We start from the raw sequence: 21,502 nt of genomic DNA, 5'->3' as shown, positions 1-21,502 counted from the left end.
CATCGGCGAGGCCACGCGGACACCGGCAGTGCCGCCACTTTCGCGGCAACCCCGTCACTTGGCAAACGCATACTCCCCGCCCTGCTCCACCGCCTTGCGATACGCAGGCCGTGCCTGGAACTTTTGCACCCATGCCGCCAGGTTCGGATAAGCCTGCAACTTGCCTTGGGCCCCTGCCACTTCGCCGATAAAGCTCATCTGGATATCCGCACCGCTCAACTCATCGCCGAGCAGGTACGGCGTCTGCCCCAGCACGTTGTTGAGGTAACCCAAATAATTGGCCACTTCCGATTCGATACGCGGGTGCAACGGCGCGCCGGCATCGCCGAGGCGGCCGACATAGAGATTGAGCATCAACGGCAGCATGGCCGAGCCTTCGGCGAAGTGCAGCCACTGCACGTACGTGTCGTAGGCCGCACTGGCCGGATCCGGTTGCAGGCGGCCCTGGCCGTGCCGGCGGATCAGGTAGTCGATGATGGCGGCGGATTCGATCAGCACCTGGCCGCCGTCTTCGATCACCGGGGATTTGCCCAGCGGGTGAATGGCCTTGAGCTCAGGCGGCGCCAGGTTGGTCTTGGGGTCGCGCTGGTAGCGCTTGATTTCGTAGGGCAGGCCAAGTTCTTCGAGCAGCCACAGGATGCGTTGCGAGCGTGAGTTGTTGAGGTGGTGGACGATGATCATGGCGTGCTCCGGGAAAAGGGGTCCTGAAACAGACTACGCCAGCGCCCAGGAGTGCCGGGATTAAATTATGCAGACGTCTGGCTGATCGAGGCCCATGCCGCCTGCGCCAGCAGTGGCGCGTACTCTTTCGGGCTTTTCTGGACCCGGCCAGACAGCCACGCCCGGGCGTAGCTTTCCGCCGCGCCGATGATCAGCGACAGCAAAAGCTCGGCGGGAACATGGCTGAACGCCGCACGGCGCCCTTCGTCGCTCATCCACTCGGTCAGTTGCCGATTGCGCTGTTTGTTACGGCTGAGCAACTCCTCCTTGAACGGACCATTGGCCACGGCGAAACGGCTCTGGAATACAAACCGCGCCCATTCGGGTTGCGCGTCGACCCACTCCACGTAACTGCGCACCAGTGCTTCCACGCCCGCCTGGGCAGTCTGCGCCTGCTGCAAGTAGCGCTCTCGCAGGGCGGCCTGGTCGTCCAGTGCGGCAAAGAACAGCGCGGCGACGATGCCCTCTTTGTTGCCGAAATGGTGGTAGATAGCGCCGACGCTGGTCTCGCACCGCGCGCGGATGGTTTCGATATTGGTGGCTTCGATTCCCACTTCGTTAAAGCAGGCCAGGGCCGCGCGCAGGATGCTGCGCTTGAGGTCGCTACGTCGGCCTGGGAAGGAGCGCTCGATCAGATCAGGTGCATGCATGAAGTGGCTCGCCAAATGGACGCAGTCTAAAGCGACGGCAGCCCGTAGAGAAGGCATGGCTTGACATGCAAGGAATGCACGGAATATTGTTCCGTTACAGAATATTATTCTGTTAACCCATTGTGAGGATATTCCATGAGTCAGGCTCTCAGCATGTTCAATAGCGTCGGTGCGTCTGCGTTCAGCAACCTGGCGTGCCAGATGGCGCCGTACTTCAGCACCATCACGCCCACCATCACCGAGTTGCGCCCAGGGCACGCGGTGGTCGAAGTGCCGTTTCGCAAGGAAATCACCAACCACCTGGCCTCTGTGCATGCCATCGCACTGTGCAACGCGGCCGAGCTTGCGGGCGGGATGATGACCGACGCTTCCATCCCAGCGGGCGCCAAATGGATTCCCAAAGGTATGACCGTGGAGTACCTGGCAAAGGCCAAGTCGAACATCCGCGCCGTGGCGGATGGCAGTGGGATTGATTGGGAAACCGCCGGGGACAAGATCGTGCCGGTGGATATCTTCGATGCGGGCGAAGTGAAGGTGTTCACCGCGAAGATCACCATGAATGTGAAAATCGCCTGAGCCTGATCAACAGGCTCGCGCCATGCCGAGCCTCGTTCCCCCTCAGCCGTTCCCCACCATCGCCCACAAGGAAGCGCCCACGCCGGTGATGCTCTCCCCGGCGATCAACCCGGCGGCGGCGGTGATCGCGAAGCGTTCGGTGAGGCTCGGCCAGCGGCAACTCACCAGCCAGGTGAGCATCGCGCCCAAGGCCATCATCAGCGACACCGAGGCCGGCAGCACAAAGGCCAGGCCCAATGCCGCGGCGCTGGGCAGGTAGCGCGCGCGATGGGCGGGCAACAGGCTGTCCAGCACGCCGAGCAGCACTCCCACCACGCCACCGATGGCAATCGCCCAGCGGATGCTGGTCGACAATGAGTCCAACCCGTGGGTAAGGGTTTGCGCCACGGCTTTCCAGGTGGCGACCGCCGGCGCCGGCCATTCTTCGGTGAGCAGCATGGTTTGTGGGTCGGGGATCAGCGCCAGGTAGGCGAACACACCGACGATGCTGCCGATGAAAATCCCCAGGATCTGCGCGATCACCTGTTTGTGCGGCGTGGCGCCGATGGCCTTGCCCACCTTGAAGTCATTCATCAAGTCGGTGCACTGCCCGGCCGAGCCGCCCGCCGTATTGGCGCTCATCAGGTTGATCGGCACCTGCCCCGGCGCGACGATGCCAAAGCTCAACTGCGACAGCTGGCCGATGGCGCCGATGGGGGGAATGCCGGTGGCGCCCACCACGCGCGCGGCAACGGCAGCCAGGCAGACCGCCAATGGAATGGTGAGCAAGGCCATCCACAGGTTGATGCCGAACAGCGCCGCCTGCAGGCAGACCACCAGGATAATCGACACGACAAGACCCGCTGCGGGCCCAGGTTTGGGCACCGTCCAGATTGCGCCGCCGAGGGACCGGGTGGACCGATGCAAGGCCCAGAGGCGGATCGCCAGCGACGCCAAGGTGGAACACACCATCAGGCTCACGCCCGGCCAGAGCAGCCACTCCACCAGCGCGGCAAATTGCGGGCCCTGGCTGCCTGCGGGCAAGGTCACCAGGTTCTGCGCCAACAGCCAGGGTCCCAGGCCGCCCCAGGCGAGCAAAGCACCGAGCAACAGGGTCAGGCCCACGCGAATGCCGATGATGCCGCCAAAGCCCACCAGCAGCAGTGAAGGGTCGGCGGTAAAGGTCAGGCGCTCCAACTGAGCGCTGGGCGACCAGCGCGGGAAGGCCCACAGAAAAGTGTCCACCCATTTGACCAACCCCGACAGCAACGCCGCGCTGAGCAGCACCTTCAAGCGCGTCGCGGCTTCGCGACCATGGTTGTAGATGTGCAACAGGGTTTCGAGAGTGGCCATGCCTTCGGGGAACTTCAGCGCCTTGTCATTGAGCAACGAGGGGCGCAGGTACCAGGCGATCCAGATGCCCAGAAAGCTGACCGAGAACACCCAGGCGATCATGGGAATGGCGTCCAGTTGGTTGCCCGTGAGCAAGGTGTAGGCAGGGATTGGCGCCACCAGCCCGCCGGAAATGATCGACGCGGCCGCCGAGGCCACGGTCTGGTTGATGTTGCTTTCGTGCAAGGTCCACGGCAATTGCCCGGTGGAGCGCTTGGCCAAGCTTTGCCAGATCGCGTAACCGACCAACAGGGCAATGATCGACATATTGAACGACCAACCGATCTTCAACCCCGCGTACACGTTGGAAGGGGTGAGCAGGATGCCGAGGACGGTGCCGGTGATGACGGCGCGCAGGCTCAGTTCGCGGGTCACGGGGGCGAGGGTCGTGGCAGGCATGCGAATTCCTTTCGGCAAGGGACTTAACAAGTGAGCCCTGTAGCGGCCGAAGGTTCAGATGGCTGGCCTGAGAAGGTAATGAAAACGCTGGAGATCCAATGTGGGAGCGGGCTTGCTCGCGAAAGCGGTGCGTCAGTGTCAGGTGCAGTGACTGACACTCCGCTTTCGCGAGCAAGCCCGCTCCCACAGGGGGATGTGTTCAGCCTGTGAACATCAGCTCAGCCCAGACGAAACCGCGCGGTGTTGTCACTCAGGGCCTGGCTGCCCTTGCTCAGGGTGTCGGCCGCTCGGTTGACGGCCCTTGCGCCGTCGAGCAAGCGTCCGGCCGCCTGGTCGACTTGTTGGATATTGCCGCTCACCTCGTCCGCCGTCGCGGCTTGCTCCTCAACGGCCGTGGCGATCTGCGCCAGGGTGTCGGTGACGTTCTGCACCGCCCCGGCGATCTCGCCCAGGCGCGTGCCCAGTCCGGTGACGGACGCGGCGTCGGTCAGCGCTTGTTCACAGGCCGCCCCCATCAAGGTGACCGCCTGGCTTACCGTCGCGCGCAGGCTGTCCACGGTGCCGGCGATCTGCGCCGTGGAGGCCTGGGTGCGTTGCGACAGGCTGCGCACTTCGTCGGCCACTACGGCAAAACCCCGGCCTTGCTCGCCGGCGCGGGCGGCTTCGATGGCGGCGTTGAGCGCCAGCAGGTTGGTCTGCTCGGCGATGGCGCGAATGGTGTCGACCACCGATTGAATCTGTTGGCCCTGCTGGCTGACTTGCGCCAGCGCATCGGCGGTGTCCGTCAGGCGCTGGTTGAGTTGCTGGATGCTGGCGGTGGTGCGTTGGCTGTCGCGGCTGCTGTCTTCGGCAATACGCCGGGTGTGCTGGGCACTGCCAGAGGCTTGCTCGCAACTGCGCGCGACGCCCAGGGAAGTGGCGGCCAACTGCGTGGCGGCCGCGGCGATCTGGCTGATCTGATGTTGCTGGTCTTCGACTTCGGTAAGGGTACTGCCCGATTGCGCGTTGAGCGTGAGCACCGCTGAACCGAGTTGCTGCGTCTCGTGATTGACGCCCAGCAGGCTGGCGCGCAATTGCACCACCGCGACATTCAGCGCAGTGCTGATGACCGCAAGTTCGTCACGCCCTTGCACTTGCACCTCGACGCACAGATTACCGTCACGCAGGGACTCGGCCAGGGTGGTGATGCCGCTGGCGCTGCGGCGGATGGACGCTTGCAGGCACATGAACAGGTACAGCGCGGCCAAGGCCAGCAGGCTGAAGGTCGCCGCCAACGGAATGAACTGCCGGTTCGCGTGGTCGCGGTAGTAGCCCAGGCGCGCATCCATCGACGTGAGCGATTGGACGCGCAGTGTGCCGAGCGAGTCGAGCATCGCATCGATACTGCGCTCGAAACCGACCGTGTCGAGCTTGATGCTGCCGCCGAACACACCGTCGTCGAGCATTTTGAGTTCGTTATCGAGCAACTGCAGGCTGGTATCGTACTGAGTCGTCCAGGGTTCCATCCCGGCATATTGCTTGGCCTTGAGCGAGGCAGCGGCCTTGGCCAACTGGTCCCGCGCATCGCCGATGCGACTGCGCAGGTCGCGCATCTGCAGACGGCTTTGCAAAGTGAACTGCCCCGAGGAGATCGAGGACTGCCCGACGCTGGCCATCCGGCCGATGCGCTCGATCAGGTCAGGGGTTTGCTGGGTGCCCATCTGCATGAGCATGTAGGTTTCCAGCCAGGGGTCGAGGATCAGCCCCGCGTCCAGGGTGATCTGCTCGCGCAGCGCTTGCATCGCCGTCAGGGAAGAGGTGAAACGGTCATAACCGTCCGGCCACCACCCTACGGTGCGCAGGGATGGTGAATCCATGCCCTTGACCGTGGCCTGCAGCGCATCGAAGCGCGCCATGACATCGGCACCGGCGTTCTGGGCCTTGAGCGAATCGCCCACGGCTTGCAGGCTTTGCTGGATCACCGGGAAGTTGGCATCGACCTTGTCCATCGCCGCCTTCGCTGCCGGGGTCGGGGCGTGCAGGATATCCGCGGCTTTCCACCGCGCGGCCAGGTTGCGCTGGGCGGTCAAATGGCCATCCAGCGCGTCCAGGGCCCGCAGTTGGCGAATGCCGGACTGCTCACTGGAAATCACGGCCAATTTGTCGCGATAATCCGAACCGATCATCCACAGGCTACCCGCCAGGGGCAGCATGAACAGGAAAAACAGAATCTGGAATTTTCGCGCAAAACCGAAACGTCCGAGCAGGCGGATACCGGGTGATAAAAGGCTGTGCATGTCCGACCACTCCCAAAAACAACCCAGACGGTGCACCGCTGGGCCAAGCCTTGAAATGACTAACGGCAAAATGCCATGTCATTGATTGGGAAGGGACAAGCAAGATATGGGCCGCTGGTTGAGAGGCCCGAACCAGTGGGGCCGGCACCGGACAAATAAGCCGACGCGCACATAAATGGGGCAAAAGGCCCCAGTGAATACAGGCTTTCTGTAACTATTGGTGCACGTTAACAGAACACCACACGCTCACCTCACCCGCCCGCCTCTACCTCAACATAGCCACTGAGTAACGCGTTGATCCAAACGACCTGCCTGGCAATCACCTGCACCGTATCCTCAGGCACCGCCTGCCGAGCGTGCTTCAGGCTGACCAGGGTCTTTCGCTTCTGGCTCAGCATGCGCTGCCACTTGGCCAGGAATACCGAACTGCGCGCCTGCATCTGCAGCGGGCCGAAATACAACTGCTCAGCGGTATACGCCACCGGCCTGGCGCGCTCGGCGACGATGATTTCGTAATAGAAACGGTTCTCCCGCAGCAGTTCTTCATGGAGGATGGAATAACCGTTGTCCATCAGCCAATGCCGCAGCGGTTGCTCGCCACCGTTAGGTTGCAGGATCAGCCGCTCCTGCCCGTTCAGGTACGCCTTGCCGCGTTCGAGAATGTCGCGGATCGTCTCGCCGCCCATGCCGCAGACGCTGATCGCAGTGATGCCATCGCGGGGTTCGATTGCCGCCAAGCCATCGGCCAGGCGCACCGCAATCCGTGGCTCCAGGTCGTTGTCACGCACCGTGCGCTGCGCCGCATGGAAGGGCGTAGTCGCCACCTCCCCAGCCACCGCTGCGACGATTAACCCTCGGCGCATCAACGCGACCGGCAAGTAGCCGTGGTCGGAGCCGATATCGGCCAGGCGCGCGCCCAGGGGCACGTTGGCCGCCACGCGTTCCAGGCGCATCGATAGTGTGTGTTCGTTCAACGGCGCTGCTCCCCTGAAAAACGGTCCCGGCTGTTGGTCAAGTGCAGAACCATGGCGGCGCGGGCGGCGTCCGGGTCCTGGCGCTTGATCGCATTGAAGATTGCCTCGTGTTCCAGGTTCGCCAATTGCCCCAATTTGGCAAAGTCGGCGCCGCCACGCTCATCGACCTTCACTTGGCTGCGCGGAATCATCGCATTGCCCAAGTGCAGCATGATTTCGGTGAAGAAGGTATTGCCGGTAGCTTCGGCGATCAGTTGGTGAAAGCGCTTGTCTTCCTCCACGCAACTGTCGTTGTTGGCCAGGGAGGCCTGGTAGTCATCGAGCGCCTGGCGCATATGGCCCAATTGATCGTCGGTTCGACGCAACGCCGCCAGTGCCACGGCTTGAACCTCCAGGCCCAGGCGCAGCTCCAGCATGTTGCGCACACTCGCCACGGTGTCCACGTGCAGCCGCAAACCTTGCTGGGCTTGCTGCTGCAGCACGAAGGTACCGATCCCATGACGGGTCTCGACCAGTCCCGACGCCTGTAACTTCGAAAGTGCTTCACGCACGACGGTTCGGCTTACGCCGTGCTCCTGCACGATGGTGGATTCGGAGGGCAGTTTTTCACCGGGCTTCAGCTGACCGAGCAGGATGCGTTGGGTCAGCGCATCGACCACGCCCTGGGCCAGGTTGGTGGAGCGTCTACGGAGGGGGGTTGCGCGTTCAATGGGCATTGCTGGGAGGTCCACGGGGTTGAGCTGGGGGGAGCTTAACATCCGGCCTGGAGATGGTCTCAAGTCGATTCAATAAACCCCTATCTTGTATGACAACTAAGATCTTAACTCAATCTCCCTACGTCAACCTTCGCAGCATCCAAAAAGTGAACCACACTGAAAAAAGTAACCAAGTTACTGTTATCAAAAGCTTAAATATCTAAAATTCGGCCCTGCCATGCCATCAAACAAACAAAACAGTCACTGACGCATTGCAGCCAAAAGAAACCTACTTGTATGATGTCTATTAACAAGACATGCAAACCCGCATAAAAATAATCAGGGGGAGTTTCAATTGTGAGCCATTCAAGCCAGGTATCTTCCTTACCCGACAGCGATACGGTCCTCGCGCGCGCCGTGAAGAAAGTGAAGGGCCATGTGCTCCCACTGTTCGTGATCATGTTCATCCTCAACTACATCGACCGGGTCAACATCGGCTTCGTGCGTACGCACATGGAGCATGACCTGGGCATCGGCGCAGCGGCCTATGGCTTCGGCGCCGGGCTGTTTTTCATCGGCTACGCGCTGTTCGAAGTGCCTTCCAACATGCTGCTGCAAAAGGTCGGCGCACGTATCTGGCTGACCCGCATCATGTTCACCTGGGGCATCGTCGCGACCCTGATGGCGTTCATCCAGAACGAAACCCACTTCTACATCCTGCGTTTCCTGCTCGGCGTGGCCGAAGCCGGTTTCTTCCCTGGCGTGATCTACTATTTCACGCGCTGGTTGCCCGGCGTGGAGCGCGGTAAGGCCATCGCGATTTTCCTCAGTGGCTCGGCGATTGCGTCGCTGATTTCCGGGCCGTTGTCGGGCGCGCTGCTGCAGATCGAAGGGTTTGGCTTGCACGGCTGGCAATGGATGTTTGCCATTGAAGGCCTGGCCTCGGTGGTAATCGGCTTCTTTGTGTGGTTCTGGCTGGACTCCAAACCCCACGACGCCAAATGGATGACCCGCGAAGAACAGGACGCCCTGGTCAATGCCATTGACCAGGAACAGCGCGAGCGCGAGGCCCTCACCACCGTCAAACCGACCATCGGCAAGCTGCTCAGGGATCGCCAGATCATGCTGTTCTGCGCGCTGTACTTCTGCATCCAACTGACGATCTACGCCGCGACGTTCTGGCTGCCGAGCATCATCAAGAAAATGGGCGATTTGAGTGATGTACAGGTCGGCTTCTTCAACTCGATCCCATGGCTGATCTCGATCATCGCCATGTACGCCTTCGCCTCGCTGTCGGGCAAGTTCAAGTTCCAGCAGGCCTGGGTCGCTGCGGCGCTGCTGATTGCCGCAGCGGGCATGTTCATGTCCACCACCGGCGGGCCGGTCTTCGCCTTTGTGGCGATCTGCTTTGCGGCCATCGGTTTCAAGTCGGCGTCGTCGCTGTTCTGGCCGATTCCCCAGGGCTACCTGGACGTGCGTATCGCCGCCGCGGTGATCGCGCTGATCAACTCCATCGGCAATCTGGGTGGCTTCGTCGCACCGACTACCTTCGGCTTCCTGGAACAGACCACCGGCTCGATCCAGGGCGGCCTCTACGGCCTGGCCGGCACTTCGGTGCTTGCGGCGATCCTGGTGTTCTTTGCCAAGACCAAGCCTTCGGTCGCACTGACGCCAACCGATGCCTCGGCCAGCCGCGCTGCCATCAGCAAACCTCTTTAAGTCACTTCAGGAATTTGCCATGAACACTCCCGTCGTCACCCACTTCCAGGTCATCCCCGTCGCCGGCCACGACAGCATGCTGCTCAACCTGAGCGGCGCCCACGGGCCTTATTTCACGCGCAATATCGTCATCCTCAAGGACAGCGCCGGCAATACCGGCGTGGGCGAAGTACCCGGCGGCGAGCGCATCCGCGAAACCCTGGAAGATGCCCGCGGCCTAGTGATCGGCCAGCCTATCGGCCAGTACCAGCGCGTGCTCAACCAGATGCGCAGCACCTTCGCGTCACGCGATTCGGCAGGGCGCGGTTTGCAGACGTTTGACCTGCGCATCACCATCCACGCCGTCACCGCCATGGAAGCCGCGCTGCTCGACCTGCTGGGCCAGTTTCTCGACGTCCCGGTGGCGGCCCTGCTCGGCGAAGGCCAGCAGCGCGATGCGGTGAAAATGCTCGGCTACCTGTTCTACGTGGGCGACCGCAGTGCCACCGATCTGGCCTACCGCAACGAAGCCGACAGCGACGATGACTGGTTCCGCCTGCGCCACGAAAAGGCCCTGACCAGCGACGCCGTGGTGCGCCTGGCCGAAGCCGCGCAGGCCAGATACGGCTTCAACGACTTCAAGCTCAAGGGCGGCGTACTCAGCGGCGACGCAGAAATCGAAGCCGTCACTGCCTTGGCCGAACGTTTTCCGACGGCACGTATCACCCTCGACCCCAATGGCGCCTGGTCGTTGAAAGAAGCCATCCGCCTGTGCCGCGACCAGCACCACGTGCTGGCTTACGCCGAAGACCCTTGTGGCGCCGAGAACGGCTACTCGGGCCGCGAAGTCATGGCCGAATTCCGCCGCGCCACCGGCCTGAAAACCGCCACCAACATGATCGCCACCGACTGGCGCGAAATGGGCCACGCGATCCAATTGCAATCGGTGGACATTCCACTGGCCGACCCGCACTTCTGGACCATGCAAGGTTCGGTGCGCGTGGCGCAGATGTGCCATGAATGGGGCCTGACCTGGGGTTCGCACTCCAACAACCACTTCGATATTTCCCTGGCGATGTTCACCCAGGTCGCCGCCGCCGCACCGGGCGACATCACCGCCATCGACACCCATTGGATCTGGCAGGACGGCCAGCACCTGACCCGCGAGCCGCTGAAAATCGAAGGCGGTTACGTGAAAGTGCCGAGCAAGCCAGGCCTGGGCGTGGACATCGACATGGACGCCGTGGCCAAGGCCCACGAACTGTACAAGGGCATGGGCCTCGGCGCGCGGGATGACAGCGTGGCGATGCAGTTCCTGATTCCGGGCTGGCGCTTCAACAACAAGCAGCCGTGCCTGGTGCGCTGATAACTCAAGAATGTGGAAGCTGTCGAGCTCTAGCGAGGCCGCGAAAGCAGTGGGTCAGCCAATGAAAGTGTTGACAGTGCTGCCGCCTTCGCAGCCTCGCAGAGGCTCGACAGCTTCCCCATTTTGGACTTCGTTACTTTACGGATCGTGGCCGTTGAATTGGCTGCACGGTCAGCTCGACGCCTAACGCAATCATCAACTTCTGGATCGTTTCATAGCGCGTTTTTGAGCCGCCTTTCAGCGTCTTGTAAAGGCTCTCGCGATTAACCCCCGCCGCTTCGGCAACTTTATTCACACCTTGTGCCTTGGCAACCTCGGCCAGCGCCTTCATGAGTATTTGAGGGTCTTGAGACCTCATGCTTTGCGCGAGGTACGCGCTGATCGTTTCTGGGCTGTCGAGGAAGCGTGAAGCTTCATAGACGCTGGTGCCGGATGTATCAAGATCGAGGATCGGCATGTCCTCTGGTTTGAATTTCGATTCGCTCATTTCATCTGCCTCTCAGGGCATCGAGAATCTCTTTTGCCCGTTTGATTCCTCTCTTCTGGTCGGTTTTATCGCTACCCCACAGCATCAGGTAAGCGGTGATGCCCGTCCGTACAAAGTACATCCTGTAGCCGGGCCCGACGAACACCCGCATTTCACTCAAGCCACCGCCTACCGGCTCGCAATCGCCAAAATTGTTTTCTTCGGCTCTGTCCAGCCGAGTCAGAACAGCCACTTTCCCACAAATATCCCTCATGCCGTCGAGCCATGTATCAAACTCCGGCGTCCTGCCGATTAAGTTAGTCAAAGTATCACTTGTAGCCTACTGGCTACTCCTTGTCGATGCCAGTGAATTTTTGTTTCCGATGAGCTCCGGAAGAAAAATCCTAGTTCAGCACCGTACAAACGTTCGGCCGAGACTATGAGTGCTTGTTTCCTGCGCGTTTAAAGCGCCCGATCAAACAACGGCGTCACGTCATACCGTTGCTTCAGCATCTGCGCATCCACCAGGAAATCCGCTGTGGCCTGGGCTTCGCTGACAATCTTCGGCGAGATGGGCAGCACCTTGATCGCATCGCGCTTGAACCACACCTTGGCGATTTCCGGCGCCGACTGGTTGGCCTTGGACCACGCCTCGGCATACTCATCAACGTGCGTGGCGCTCCATACACGGGCACGGGTGAGGCGTGCGATGAAGTCCTTGACAATCGCGCTTTTCTGCGCCAACGCCGGTTCATACGCCACGATATAAGTCGGCGCGCTCATCAGGCCCTTGGCGTTGCGGATCAAGGTGCTGCCTTCTTTTTCCTGCAACGACACGTAGGGCTCCCATGTACCGAAGGCATCGATGTCGCCCTGGGTCAGCGCCAGGCTCGCTTCGGCCGGGAGCAGGTATTTGAAGTGGACGCTGCTGCGTGGCAAACCGGCTTCGTCCAGCGCCTTGTACGCCAGTTGCTGGCTCCACGAGCCGTTCCAGATGGCGACAGTCTTGCCTTTGAGGTCCGCCACCGAGTGAATGCCCTTGCGCGCCACGATGCCCACGCCGTCGAGGCTGGTCTGGGTGCTGGCGACCACTTTGACCGGCGCGCCATTGGCGGCCAGGCTGATCACTGGGGTATCGCCGACGATGCCCACGTCCAACGCGCCGCTGGCCACTGCCGAGGCCACGGGAGAGCCGGTGTTGAAGCGTTTGAAGTCGATTTTATAGGGCAGGTCTTTGAGCTCGCCCGAAAGCTCCAGCACGATGCGGTTGGAGAAGAACTGATCGCCCACAATCAGCGTTTGAGGTTGCGACGCCCATGACCAAGGGCCGTACAGGGAGAGCGAGGCCAGGCCCAGCAGAGAGAGCAGTGTTCGACGATTGATCATGAAATCACCCACAGGGTAGTTGGTCGGTTTCAACCATCTGTGAGCATGCAGTCTGGTCGTTCGCCCTGGAAGCTATCGCAATAAAAGCGCGGCGTTTAATACTGTTGTGCACTATCGATAGAACTGCCTCACAGCTCGCTAGCTACTTTTCGTATTAAAAATTTCGCCACCCTTGGGTTAGGGTGACGTCACCAGACCACTGGACCCCTGCACCTGAACCACTTTCAGCAAGGTCCATTGCAATGTCGATTCCCGCTTTGAATATCTGGGGCGCACCGCCCACCGCCCGCTACGAACAACTGGCCGCGCCGTTTCGCCCGCTGTTTGCGCAGATTCTCGCGCAGGCCGCCGAGGCGGATCAGACACGCGGCAACCTCGCCTCGGTGATCCAGCAACTCAACGCCCTGGGCTTGCCCCGTTGGCGTCTGCCCGTCAGTTATGGCGGCCAGGACGCCACCCTGGTCGAGCTGCTCGCCCTGCTCACCGAACTGTCCGCCGCCGACTCCAACATCACCCAGGCCCTGCGCGGCCACTTCGGTTTTTGCGAAGACGTACTCAGCGCCAAGGACCTCGACTGGCGTGCCAAATGGCTCGATCGCCTCGGACAGGGCGCCCTGCTCTCCCCCGGCAGCACCGAAGTCGGCACCCAGGCACGGGGCGATTTCGAGACCCGCCTGCACCGCGACGCGACCGGCGCCTTGCGCATCAGCGGCAGAAAGTTCTACACCACCGGCGCGCTCTACAGCGACCTGATCAACACCATCGCCACCGGTGAAGACGGCACGCACTACAGCGTGGTCGTCGACCTCAAGGCGCCCGGCGTGCAGATCGTGGATGACTGGAACGGCTTCGGCCAACGCCTCACCGCCAGCGGCACCTGCATTTTCGACAACGCACCGGTGGTGGACGACGACCTGCGCCCGACCCAGCAGCGCTTTGGCCACGGCCAATCGTTCTTCCAGCTCTACCACCTCAGCACCCTCGCCGGCATCGCCCGCCGCGCTGCGCTGAGTGGCGCCGAAGAACTCAGCCGGCGCGCCCGCACGTTCACCACCGGCAACGCCGACACCGCCGCGCAGGACGTGCAACTGCTGCAGGTGATCGGCGAGGTGGCGAGCCAAGCCTACGCCGCGCAAGCCATCGCGCAGCAGGCGGCGCAACGCCTGGAGCGCACGGCGCACCACGTGATCGCCCATGACCAGCCGCTGCACAATGACGACTCGCACGTGGCGCTGGCGGAGCTGGAAGTGTGCCTGGCGGTCAACCCGGTAGTGGATGCGACGCTGGCGGCCACCACCGCGCTGTTCGATGCGCTGGGCGCCAGTGCCACCGCCAGCGACAAAGCGCTGGACCGGTTGTGGCGCAATGCGCGCACCTTGGCGAACCATAATCCGCGGGTATACAAGTCGCGGATTGTGGGCAATTACCTGGTCAACGGGGTGTTGCCGCCCGCGCAGTGGCGGGTGGGTGTGGCGAAAGTTTAACCTTCTGCGGGAAACCGCGATCCCCAAGAATAGCCTGTCCCCGCAGGGGCGGGTCCGCTCCTGCAACTTGCTATCTTCAACTCCCCCGTCAGGTTTTCTTCCTGGCCCGAAAAGCCGCCACCTTCATCCGATTGCCGCAGGTCGCCATGCTGCACCAGCGGCGGCGGTGTGACTTGCTCAAGTCATGGAACAGCAGCACGCAATCATGGGCCTCGCATTGGCGCACGAATTCGAACTTGTCGTGCGTGACCAGGCTGGCCAAGGCGTCGGCCACCGGCCAGAGCAGGCTGGCCGCACTGCTGTCTTTGGGCTGAGTGGCGACGCGCAACGTCGCTGTATCCGCCGCCCATTCCAGCCTGCTTACCGGACGCCCCGCTTCAAGCACCTGGTTGATCACCGTGAGATCGGCAGGACCGCCGGTCTTTGCAGCGTTCACCACAGCGCCTGCACGCGCGCGAAGGTCACGCGCGAGGGCCAGCAGCCCCGGCGGCGCCATTGGCTCGGCGTGCTCGCGCAACAGCCCCGCCTGCGTCAGCCAGCTCATGACGCCCTGATCATCGATAAAACAGTCATGGCGCTGATCACCCATACCGTACTGCGTATTGATGAAGTCGAGCGCCAGGTTGTCAGCCAGAAAAAGTGCGCCTGGGGCAGTGCTGATCGAATTCATGGGCAGCCTGTAACTAATGAAAATATGTTTGACAGGTTACCAGACTCAGGCATAACCTTCAAACCACCACTTAAACGGTTACACAGGAATCGCATCATGACCACGTCCAAATCCATTGCCGCCGCCGGGCTCACCGCCTCTCTGCTGATCAGCGGTGCGTCCGCTGCAGACACCCAAGTGCATTACCGCCATGCGCAGGTCGGCGACGTGAAGGTCTTCTACCGTGAGGCAGGCAACCCGGACGCGCCGACCGTCCTGCTGTTGCACGGCTTCGCCGGCTCGTCCTTCATGTTCCGCGACCTCATGCCTGCACTCGCCGACCGTTACCACGTGATCGCGCCGGACCTGCCGGCCTTCGGCTACACCGAAGCTCCGCCGCGCGGCAAATACGCCTACACCTTCAGCCAATTGGCAAAGACCATCGGTGAGTTCACCGAACAGCTCAAGCTGGACAAATACGCGCTCATGGTCCACGACTACGGCGCGCCCGTGGGCTGGCGCCTGGCCGTTGCCCACCCTGAGCGGGTGACCGCGATCATTTCCCAGAACGGCAACGCGTATGAAGAAGGCTTGGGTACCGGCTGGGCGCCTATCCAACGTTATTGGCATGCGCCCACCCAGCAGAATCGTGAAGCCCTGCATGACTTCCCGACCCCGGCCTCGATCAAGTGGCAATACCTTGAGGGTGTGGCCGACAAAAGCTCGGTCTCGCCCGATGGCTACACGCTGGAAGGCTTGCAGATATCCCGGCCAGGCAATGCCGAAATCCAGCTCGACCTGGTGCTGGACTACGCCTCGAACGTAGCGATGTACCCGGCGTTCCAAGCGTACTTCCGCCAGTACCAGCCGCCGTTGCTGGCGGTGTGGGGCAAGAACGATCCGTTCTTCCTGCCGGCCGGGGCCGAGGCCTGGAAGCGTGATATTCCAAAAGCGGATATCCGGTTTTATGACACCGGGCACTTTGCGCTGGAAACGCATGGCCAGGAGATCATTCCGGTTATTCGGGCGTTTCTGGACAAGAACATTCGGTAAGGCTCCTGTGGGAGCTCCCGAGCTTTAGCGAGGCTGCGAAAGCGGTGGGTCAGGCGATAAAGATGCCAGCCTTGCCGCCGCCTTCGCAGCCTCGCTGGGGCTCGACAGCTCCCACAGTTGAGCGCTGGTGTTGCTGAGATAGCATTCGCAGGTACAACCTAAATACCGCTGACAGAGAGCCGATCCCCTGTGGGAGCTGTCGAGCTTTAGCGAGGTTGCGAAAGCGGTGGGTCAGGCAATGAGATGCCAGCCATGCCGCCGCCTTCGCAGCCTCGCCGGGGCTCGACAGCTCCCACAGTTGAGCGTTGTTGTGGTTGAAATAGCATTCGCAGGTACAACCTAAATACCGCTGACAGAGAGCCGATCCCCTGTGGGAGCTGTCGAGCTTTAGCGAGGTTGCGAAAGCGGTGGGTCAGGCGATAAAGATGCCAGCCTTGCCGCCGCGTTCGCAGCCGGTTCGTCAGTCTCATCAGGCATGCTCCACACGCGATGGAACCTGCGTCCGCGAAGGCACTGCCGCCTCTGGCAGCGAAGCCACATGCACGGTACGCGACGGGAATGCAAAGCAAGCCCCCAGCTCGGCGACCGCTTCCATGATGCTCAGGTTGATCCGTTGCTGCACATCCATATAGACGTTATAGCTCGCGTCCAGAACGATATAGACGGTCTCGAACTCCAGCGCGCTCTCACCAAAACTCCTGAAATGACAGCGGTCGAACCTGGCCAGTTCTTCACCTTTGATAATGTCCTGCACCCGTTGCGTCACCCGCCGGATCTGTTCGGTGGAGCAGTCGTAGGTCAGGCGAAATTCGAACACGATCCGCCGCTCCTGCAGCCTCTTATAGTTCTGGATGGTGCTGCCGATCATGTCGGCGTTGGCCATGACTATCTGTTCGCCACCCAGGCTGCGGATGCGCGTGGTCTTGAGGCCCACATGCTCAACCGTACCGGCGAGCGTGCCCACCACGATGAAGTCGCCGACTTCAAAGGGTTTGTCGACCGCAATGGACAGCGAGGCGAACACATCGCCCAGAATGTTCTGCACCGCCAGCGCCACCGCGATACCGCCCACGCCGAGGCTGGCGACAAACGCAGTGATATTGACGCCCAGATTCGACAGCATCGCGAGCAGGATCACTGCCCATAACAACACCCTGACGCCCCACAGACTCAGGGTGGCCAGGGCGCTCGCCTGGAACGTGCCAGTGGCGCTGTGCCGAGAAAAATAGCGGTGCAACCCAAGCGCCAAGGCGCGGTTGGCCCACAGGCCGATCTGCAACGCCGCCACCACAAACCACAGGCTGCTGACCCGGCCAAGCCAGCGCTCCGGCAGATCAAGCAGGCCAATCCCGACCAGGATAGAGGCCAACAGCAGCAACGTGGTGCTGGTCGCCGACAGCACTCGGCTGGCGATATAGCTGAGATGACCATTGTCGACGCTTGCCCTGGCCTGGACCTTGCGAAAAACGAAACGGATAGCGGTTCTTGCCAGCCAGTAGCTGAGCGCAGCGGCGCAAACGGCAAGGGCCCAACTGGTCAGCGAAATACCCAGAATGGTGTACGTGGTGAAAAAATCTGTGAAATCCTCGGTCATTGAACCCCCTTTTGCAGCCTGCGTCGGCGCCTGCTTCATCGTGCATGGCCGGTCGTAGCCAGGTAAACGCCGCTTGCTCTGGCGGTGCAGTCAAGTGGCCTGTCTGGGTTAGGCGGCCTGGGTTTTCGGGTGTTCAATCTAATCGAGGGCAATCGCGACGAGGCCGGCATAGGGTATCCTGCGCTGCATCAACCTCGACCCCGGCCTGCGCGCCGACCTTGAAGCCAGTGCATAGAGACCCCGGCATGCTAATTGGGCACCGATTCGAACGCACCGCCAACGGTGATTTGCACATCCACTCATGCAATCGGGTACAGACCGCAACGGTGCTGCTGGTCGGCGCAATCGCCTTTACCCTGCCGGTGGCATGCGTGGGATTCTGGCTCACCGAATGGCAATCACAACTGGCGGACCTGGACCCACTGTCGACCCTGTTGTTAGTGCTCGCGCTGCTCCTGATGCCTGCCCTGGGCCTGTCGCTGATGGTGTACATGGGCATGCGCGAGTCGTTGTTGTTGTCGCGCGTCGACGGTGAAGGCAAGCGCCGCACGCAAAACTTTTTCGGGCGTCGCGAACGTATCGTGTCGGTCTTCAAAATCGACACACCGCGCGCCCTCGAACTTCGCCGCCGCGAGCAGGCCGAGCCCGCCCACACCCAGCTATGGCTGGTGATGCGCGACGGCAGCGAACAGCGCTTGACCACCGATAACGTCCCGGTGGTGCCGGGAAGCAAGCGCACCGATGCGTGGCTGCAGGCGCTGGCCGACTACCTGGAGGTCGCCGCTCCCACCGAGGTCGTCGTTGGGTCGGCAGCCGGTAAGCCGGCACCTTATCGACCTGCCCCGTCGCCCGCAAAAAGCGCCAGATTGCGCAAAGCCAAAGACCCCGCGCCTGCGGTTGAACCCTCTGAAAAACTCGGCATCCCCCTACGCGCCCTGCTCACCTTGCTGGGTGCTTTCCTGGCAGTGCTGGAGCTGACCCAAGTTGTTGCATTGGTGCCCGCGGTGTTCAGTGGACGACTTCGGATCAACGGCTTTCGCTCGGGGTATACGACGTTCTACTGGGCTGAGCAACCGCTCACTTTTTCATTCAATGTGCTGATGGGTGTAGCCGAGGTACTGGTTATTGGCTTCATCGCCTGGGGTTGCCTACGGACGGCGGTGCTGGGGCGGCTGAAAGCCAACCCCTGAGTTCGGTCAGGAACATGACGGAAGGTTTTATGAAATGGAGGTCATCTTATGTTCGAACGTAACAAACTGGTCCCGGAGTTAATGGTCACCCACCTGGATAACAGCCTGGCGTTCTGGGCTTCTTGCCTGGGCTTCAAAATAGCTTATCAACGTCCGGAAGACGGGTTTGCCTATCTGGATTTGAATGGCGCCCAAATCATGCTTGAGCAGGTTGATCCGGACGCGGGTCAATGGTTGACTGCGCCGTTGGCCAAGCCGTTTGGACGGGGTATCAACCTGCAGATTGATGTGGAGGCTGTTGCCCCCATCATCTGCAAGCTTGGTGAGGCCGGTTTTCCACTCTATCGAGCATGCAAAGACACCTGGTATCGGGCTGAACAGGTAGAGGTAGGCCAGCGCGAGTTCATCGTCCAGGATCCCGACGGTTATCTTGTAAGGTTGGTAGAACGGCTGGGCGAGCGACCGGTTTGCTCAAGCTGAAGCCAAGCCGACTGACTGTCTTGGACGCTCTGAAGCGCTGATACACATGGATTGTATAGTCTCATTGGGAGAATAACGTGAACAAACTTCTTGGCACTGCTCTATTAGTTTTTCTGATACAGGGCTGCAGTTATCAAAAAACCAACATCACTAACGAAGTCGAAAAAAACAGCTATAACCCCGAGTCTAGCTCGCGTGTCAGAGTCTTCACATCACCCGAAGTGACGGGCAGATTCAAATCATTTGAAAGCTGCGAGCAAACCCGTCAAATAAAAAACGAAAATGATATGGGATTCAAGAATTTCAGAGACCGCACGCCCACCAAAACATACCTATTATGGCGGCGTGTCGATTTGCTGGGCATGATGGAAGAGGATTACAAAAACAGAGTCATTGGAATACCCGCCACGTTAACGACGGAATCAGTCAAGACGGAGCGTTTAGGCTATAACGAATACGTACTACCTGCGGGGAAGCCTACGCTATTCATAATGAAATATTTTGTCACATCAGATTCCGGTAAATTTTGGTGCTACCCTGATTCAGCCTATCTGACGCCCAAACAGGGCAAAGATTATGAAGTGAAACTAGAGTTCGAAAAAACTGGCCTAATGTCATCCGCATGCAAAGTTGTGGTAAGCGAAATAACAGGTGGCGAATCGATAAAACAGGTTCAAAGCGTTAACTCGAATTCCTGTATGAGTGACTAGCATGCGCTGACAATAGGCATCCGAAATTCTTTACACCTTGGAGATAGCCAGTCGTTGTGACCACCGCCACAACGACCCGGCGATTTCGCCTCCTACCGCGTGCGCAAGAAATGATCGAGCACGTTTTTTGTGATCATCACGGTGTAGATGTCTGCCTGTATAAGTCCATGTACCCATTCGCATGTAGCGGCGGTAAACACCTGGCCTCGACCTTTGTGAAAGTGCACCACCATGCCAGCACCGCGGCTATGCAGACTGATGTTGGCCTCACTAAGGTCGGGCGCCAGGATCGACGCACGAAACCGGGCATCGCCATCACCGAGCATGAATGAATACGCATCCTCGGCGCGGCCGTGCTCGGCGTTGGTCGCCCAGCCCATGGCGAGAATCTGCAGTCCGGCGGGCGCACCGTCTGTGCCGAGCGGTTCCGGGAGACCGTCGACGAAGGTGTATTCCAGGCCATCCACCTCATAGCCAAAAATGTTGGCCTCATCTCCAAACATATCGGCGTAACCCAGGCCCGTCCCCGCAAACGCCCAGTGCTGGTGCCTGAAGACCGTATACCCACGAGGGTTGCGCGGCGCCATTGCACCAAAGCCGGCGTATATCCCCCGCACTGCATTCACCCCAAACGTCTTCGCTCCGGGATGGTCCACCCTCGGGTCTTCCCACGCGCCGGTTAGCCGACGAGGGTCAGTAGCCGCCAAGGGATCGAGTGCGCCGGCGTCGTACTTGTAGGCCACCTGCCGCTGGCCCTCATCTTCCAAGCGAATCTGCCACATGAAATTGCCGGCGAAGCGCGCAACATTGCCGCCCCCTTCGACAAAGGCGTCGACATGGTCGCGCATCTCCCGCGTCCAGTACTCGTCGTGCCCTGCGAAGACGGCGCAGCGGTAGCCCTCAAGCGCATGCGGGTCGTGGTGCAAATCGTCCTGGGTCAGGATGTCGACCGTATAGCCTTGCTGTTCGGCCCAGACCACAAACGGTCTTTCGTAGGAGGCCCACCCCGCCAGCGCGTAGTACTTGGCGTAGCCGTTAAGCGAGGCCCATTCGATGAACGTGTAACGCGCCGGCCCGGGCTTGCGTTGCCGGGTCGCATTGATGGAGCGTGGCGCGCCCTCCGGCAGCCAGACCTGCCCTCGCGCCCAAGGGCGCTGTGCTGAGAGCAACGGCGCGCGGCCACGCGGCGTACCGGGATGAACACCGAAGTAATGATTGGCGCCGCCCCAGTCGTTATAAGCGGCCCAGGTCGAAGTGGCTGCGACGAGCACCAAGGCATCGGCACGCTTGCGCGCCGCCTTGACGATGAACAGGTGATGCCCGAGCACGCTGTCAGCGCTGTCCCGCACTTCCACTACATAGCCACCTGGCTCGGCATCAGCCGGAATTGACCATTGCATAAAGACTGGCCATCCACACCCATGCTCATAGGCACGGTCGGGCACGGGATGGAATCGAGCGTCGAGGCTGCCGGTTTCATGCAGCGTGCGAGCCATGGCTCCATCACGGTAGATCCTGAGTTTCACGTGCAGGCGGTTCGAAGACACATAGAGGCGCACCGAGTCCGCCGGGCTGTAGGCGCGGCGATCCGAGTAGCACCAGGCGGCCGCCGGGCCTGACTCGGTAGGGACTTCGACCCAGGTCTCGCGCGCGGCCTGACGTGGCCCCGAAGTCTGGCTGACCGTTACGCCGGTGCCCGGCCTTTCACCGCGTGCAGCGGTATTTTCCAGGTCTGTTTCTGGGTTCATGGAAGTTGCACTCCTTG

20 protein-coding genes are annotated in these 21,502 nt (G+C 60.9%); 8 read left to right on the top strand and 12 right to left on the bottom strand.

What is annotated here, in order from left to right; translation table 11 throughout:
- Positions 1 to 54: 54 nt before the first annotated feature.
- The gene (locus ACLH0H_RS18465) at positions 55 to 681 is read right to left on the bottom strand and encodes a glutathione S-transferase family protein (RefSeq protein WP_411379104.1); all 627 of its coding nucleotides are present in this window, start codon (positions 679 to 681) and stop codon (positions 55 to 57) included.
- A gap of 65 nt (positions 682 to 746) precedes the next feature.
- Complete coding sequence (locus ACLH0H_RS18460) at positions 747 to 1,370, bottom strand: TetR/AcrR family transcriptional regulator (RefSeq protein WP_411379103.1); 624 nt, start codon at positions 1,368 to 1,370, stop codon at positions 747 to 749.
- Between the two features lie 135 nt (positions 1,371 to 1,505).
- On the opposite strand from ACLH0H_RS18460, the gene ACLH0H_RS18455 reads away from it, so the two are divergent.
- On the top strand, positions 1,506 to 1,946 hold the full coding sequence (locus ACLH0H_RS18455) for a hotdog fold domain-containing protein (RefSeq protein WP_076953461.1): 441 nt from the start codon (positions 1,506 to 1,508) through the stop codon (positions 1,944 to 1,946).
- Between the two features lie 42 nt (positions 1,947 to 1,988).
- On the opposite strand, the gene ACLH0H_RS18450 is transcribed toward ACLH0H_RS18455, so the two are convergent.
- The 4 genes from ACLH0H_RS18450 to ACLH0H_RS18435 all read right to left on the bottom strand — a co-directional run bounded on the left by ACLH0H_RS18450 (position 1,989) and on the right by ACLH0H_RS18435 (position 7,682).
- Positions 1,989 to 3,716, bottom strand: a complete 1,728-nt coding sequence (locus tag ACLH0H_RS18450; RefSeq protein ID WP_411379102.1) for an OPT family oligopeptide transporter — start codon at positions 3,714 to 3,716, stop codon at positions 1,989 to 1,991.
- Between the two features lie 218 nt (positions 3,717 to 3,934).
- Positions 3,935 to 4,942: a methyl-accepting chemotaxis protein gene (locus ACLH0H_RS18445; RefSeq protein WP_411382434.1), complete on the bottom strand. Its 1,008-nt coding sequence runs from the start codon at positions 4,940 to 4,942 to the stop codon at positions 3,935 to 3,937.
- Between the two features lie 1,301 nt (positions 4,943 to 6,243).
- Positions 6,244 to 6,966 carry a tRNA (adenine(22)-N(1))-methyltransferase gene (locus tag ACLH0H_RS18440; protein ID WP_411379101.1) on the bottom strand — a complete coding sequence of 241 codons (723 nt, stop codon included), beginning with the start codon at positions 6,964 to 6,966 and terminating at the stop codon, positions 6,244 to 6,246.
- Complete coding sequence (locus ACLH0H_RS18435; protein WP_411379100.1) at positions 6,963 to 7,682, bottom strand: FadR/GntR family transcriptional regulator; 720 nt, start codon at positions 7,680 to 7,682, stop codon at positions 6,963 to 6,965. The genes ACLH0H_RS18440 and ACLH0H_RS18435 overlap by 4 nt, the downstream gene beginning before the upstream one ends.
- Positions 7,683 to 8,018: 336 nt before the next feature.
- Between ACLH0H_RS18435 and ACLH0H_RS18430 the strand changes: the two genes are divergently transcribed.
- On the top strand, positions 8,019 to 9,380 hold the full coding sequence (locus ACLH0H_RS18430; RefSeq protein ID WP_411379099.1) for an MFS transporter: 1,362 nt from the start codon (positions 8,019 to 8,021) through the stop codon (positions 9,378 to 9,380).
- Positions 9,381 to 9,399: 19 nt separating this feature from the next.
- On the top strand, positions 9,400 to 10,725 hold the full coding sequence (gene gudD, locus ACLH0H_RS18425) for a glucarate dehydratase (RefSeq protein ID WP_411379098.1): 1,326 nt from the start codon (positions 9,400 to 9,402) through the stop codon (positions 10,723 to 10,725).
- Between the two features lie 133 nt (positions 10,726 to 10,858).
- On the opposite strand, the gene ACLH0H_RS18420 is transcribed toward gudD, so the two are convergent.
- From ACLH0H_RS18420 to ACLH0H_RS18410, 3 genes are all read right to left on the bottom strand, one after another.
- On the bottom strand, positions 10,859 to 11,212 hold the full coding sequence (locus ACLH0H_RS18420; protein ID WP_411379097.1) for an addiction module antidote protein: 354 nt from the start codon (positions 11,210 to 11,212) through the stop codon (positions 10,859 to 10,861).
- 1 nt (position 11,213) lies between these two features.
- Entirely contained in the window at positions 11,214 to 11,516 is a 303-nt protein-coding gene (locus ACLH0H_RS18415) for a type II toxin-antitoxin system RelE/ParE family toxin (RefSeq protein WP_169375957.1), read from the bottom strand.
- Between the two features lie 137 nt (positions 11,517 to 11,653).
- Positions 11,654 to 12,577 carry an ABC transporter substrate-binding protein gene (locus tag ACLH0H_RS18410; protein WP_411379096.1) on the bottom strand — a complete coding sequence of 308 codons (924 nt, stop codon included), beginning with the start codon at positions 12,575 to 12,577 and terminating at the stop codon, positions 11,654 to 11,656.
- Positions 12,578 to 12,819: 242 nt separating this feature from the next.
- On the opposite strand from ACLH0H_RS18410, the gene ACLH0H_RS18405 reads away from it, so the two are divergent.
- Positions 12,820 to 14,061 (top strand): acyl-CoA dehydrogenase family protein, encoded by a 1,242-nt coding sequence (locus tag ACLH0H_RS18405; protein WP_411379095.1) that lies wholly within the window; start codon positions 12,820 to 12,822, stop codon positions 14,059 to 14,061.
- An 88-nt stretch (positions 14,062 to 14,149) separates the two neighbouring features.
- Here ACLH0H_RS18405 and ACLH0H_RS18400 read toward each other — a convergent pair whose 3' ends face one another.
- Positions 14,150 to 14,731, bottom strand: coding sequence for a CGNR zinc finger domain-containing protein (locus tag ACLH0H_RS18400; RefSeq protein WP_411379094.1), 582 nt, complete (start codon positions 14,729 to 14,731; stop codon positions 14,150 to 14,152).
- Between the two features lie 96 nt (positions 14,732 to 14,827).
- On the opposite strand from ACLH0H_RS18400, the gene ACLH0H_RS18395 reads away from it, so the two are divergent.
- Entirely contained in the window at positions 14,828 to 15,763 is a 936-nt protein-coding gene (locus ACLH0H_RS18395) for an alpha/beta fold hydrolase (RefSeq protein WP_411379093.1), read from the top strand.
- A 469-nt stretch (positions 15,764 to 16,232) separates the two neighbouring features.
- On the opposite strand, the gene ACLH0H_RS18390 is transcribed toward ACLH0H_RS18395, so the two are convergent.
- On the bottom strand, positions 16,233 to 17,357 hold the full coding sequence (locus tag ACLH0H_RS18390) for a mechanosensitive ion channel family protein (protein WP_411379092.1): 1,125 nt from the start codon (positions 17,355 to 17,357) through the stop codon (positions 16,233 to 16,235).
- A 245-nt stretch (positions 17,358 to 17,602) separates the two neighbouring features.
- On the opposite strand from ACLH0H_RS18390, the gene ACLH0H_RS18385 reads away from it, so the two are divergent.
- From ACLH0H_RS18385 to ACLH0H_RS18375, 3 genes are all read left to right on the top strand, one after another.
- Positions 17,603 to 18,547 (top strand): hypothetical protein, encoded by a 945-nt coding sequence (locus ACLH0H_RS18385; protein WP_411379091.1) that lies wholly within the window; start codon positions 17,603 to 17,605, stop codon positions 18,545 to 18,547.
- A gap of 48 nt (positions 18,548 to 18,595) precedes the next feature.
- A complete protein-coding gene (locus tag ACLH0H_RS18380) occupies positions 18,596 to 19,027 on the top strand; it encodes a bleomycin resistance protein (protein WP_411379090.1) in 432 nt (143 codons plus the stop codon).
- Between the two features lie 77 nt (positions 19,028 to 19,104).
- Positions 19,105 to 19,737, top strand: a complete 633-nt coding sequence (locus ACLH0H_RS18375) for a hypothetical protein (RefSeq protein ID WP_411379089.1) — start codon at positions 19,105 to 19,107, stop codon at positions 19,735 to 19,737.
- Positions 19,738 to 19,829: 92 nt separating this feature from the next.
- Here the strand turns inward: ACLH0H_RS18375 and ACLH0H_RS18370 are convergent, their stop codons facing one another.
- Complete coding sequence (locus tag ACLH0H_RS18370; protein WP_411379088.1) at positions 19,830 to 21,485, bottom strand: N,N-dimethylformamidase beta subunit family domain-containing protein; 1,656 nt, start codon at positions 21,483 to 21,485, stop codon at positions 19,830 to 19,832.
- Between the last annotated feature and the right edge of the window lie 17 nt (positions 21,486 to 21,502).

The organism is Pseudomonas sp. MPB26, from assembly GCF_046605355.1.
GTDB classification, from domain to species: domain Bacteria; phylum Pseudomonadota; class Gammaproteobacteria; order Pseudomonadales; family Pseudomonadaceae; genus Aquipseudomonas; species Aquipseudomonas cedrina.
This window is presented reverse-complemented; position numbering and strand designations above follow the sequence as displayed.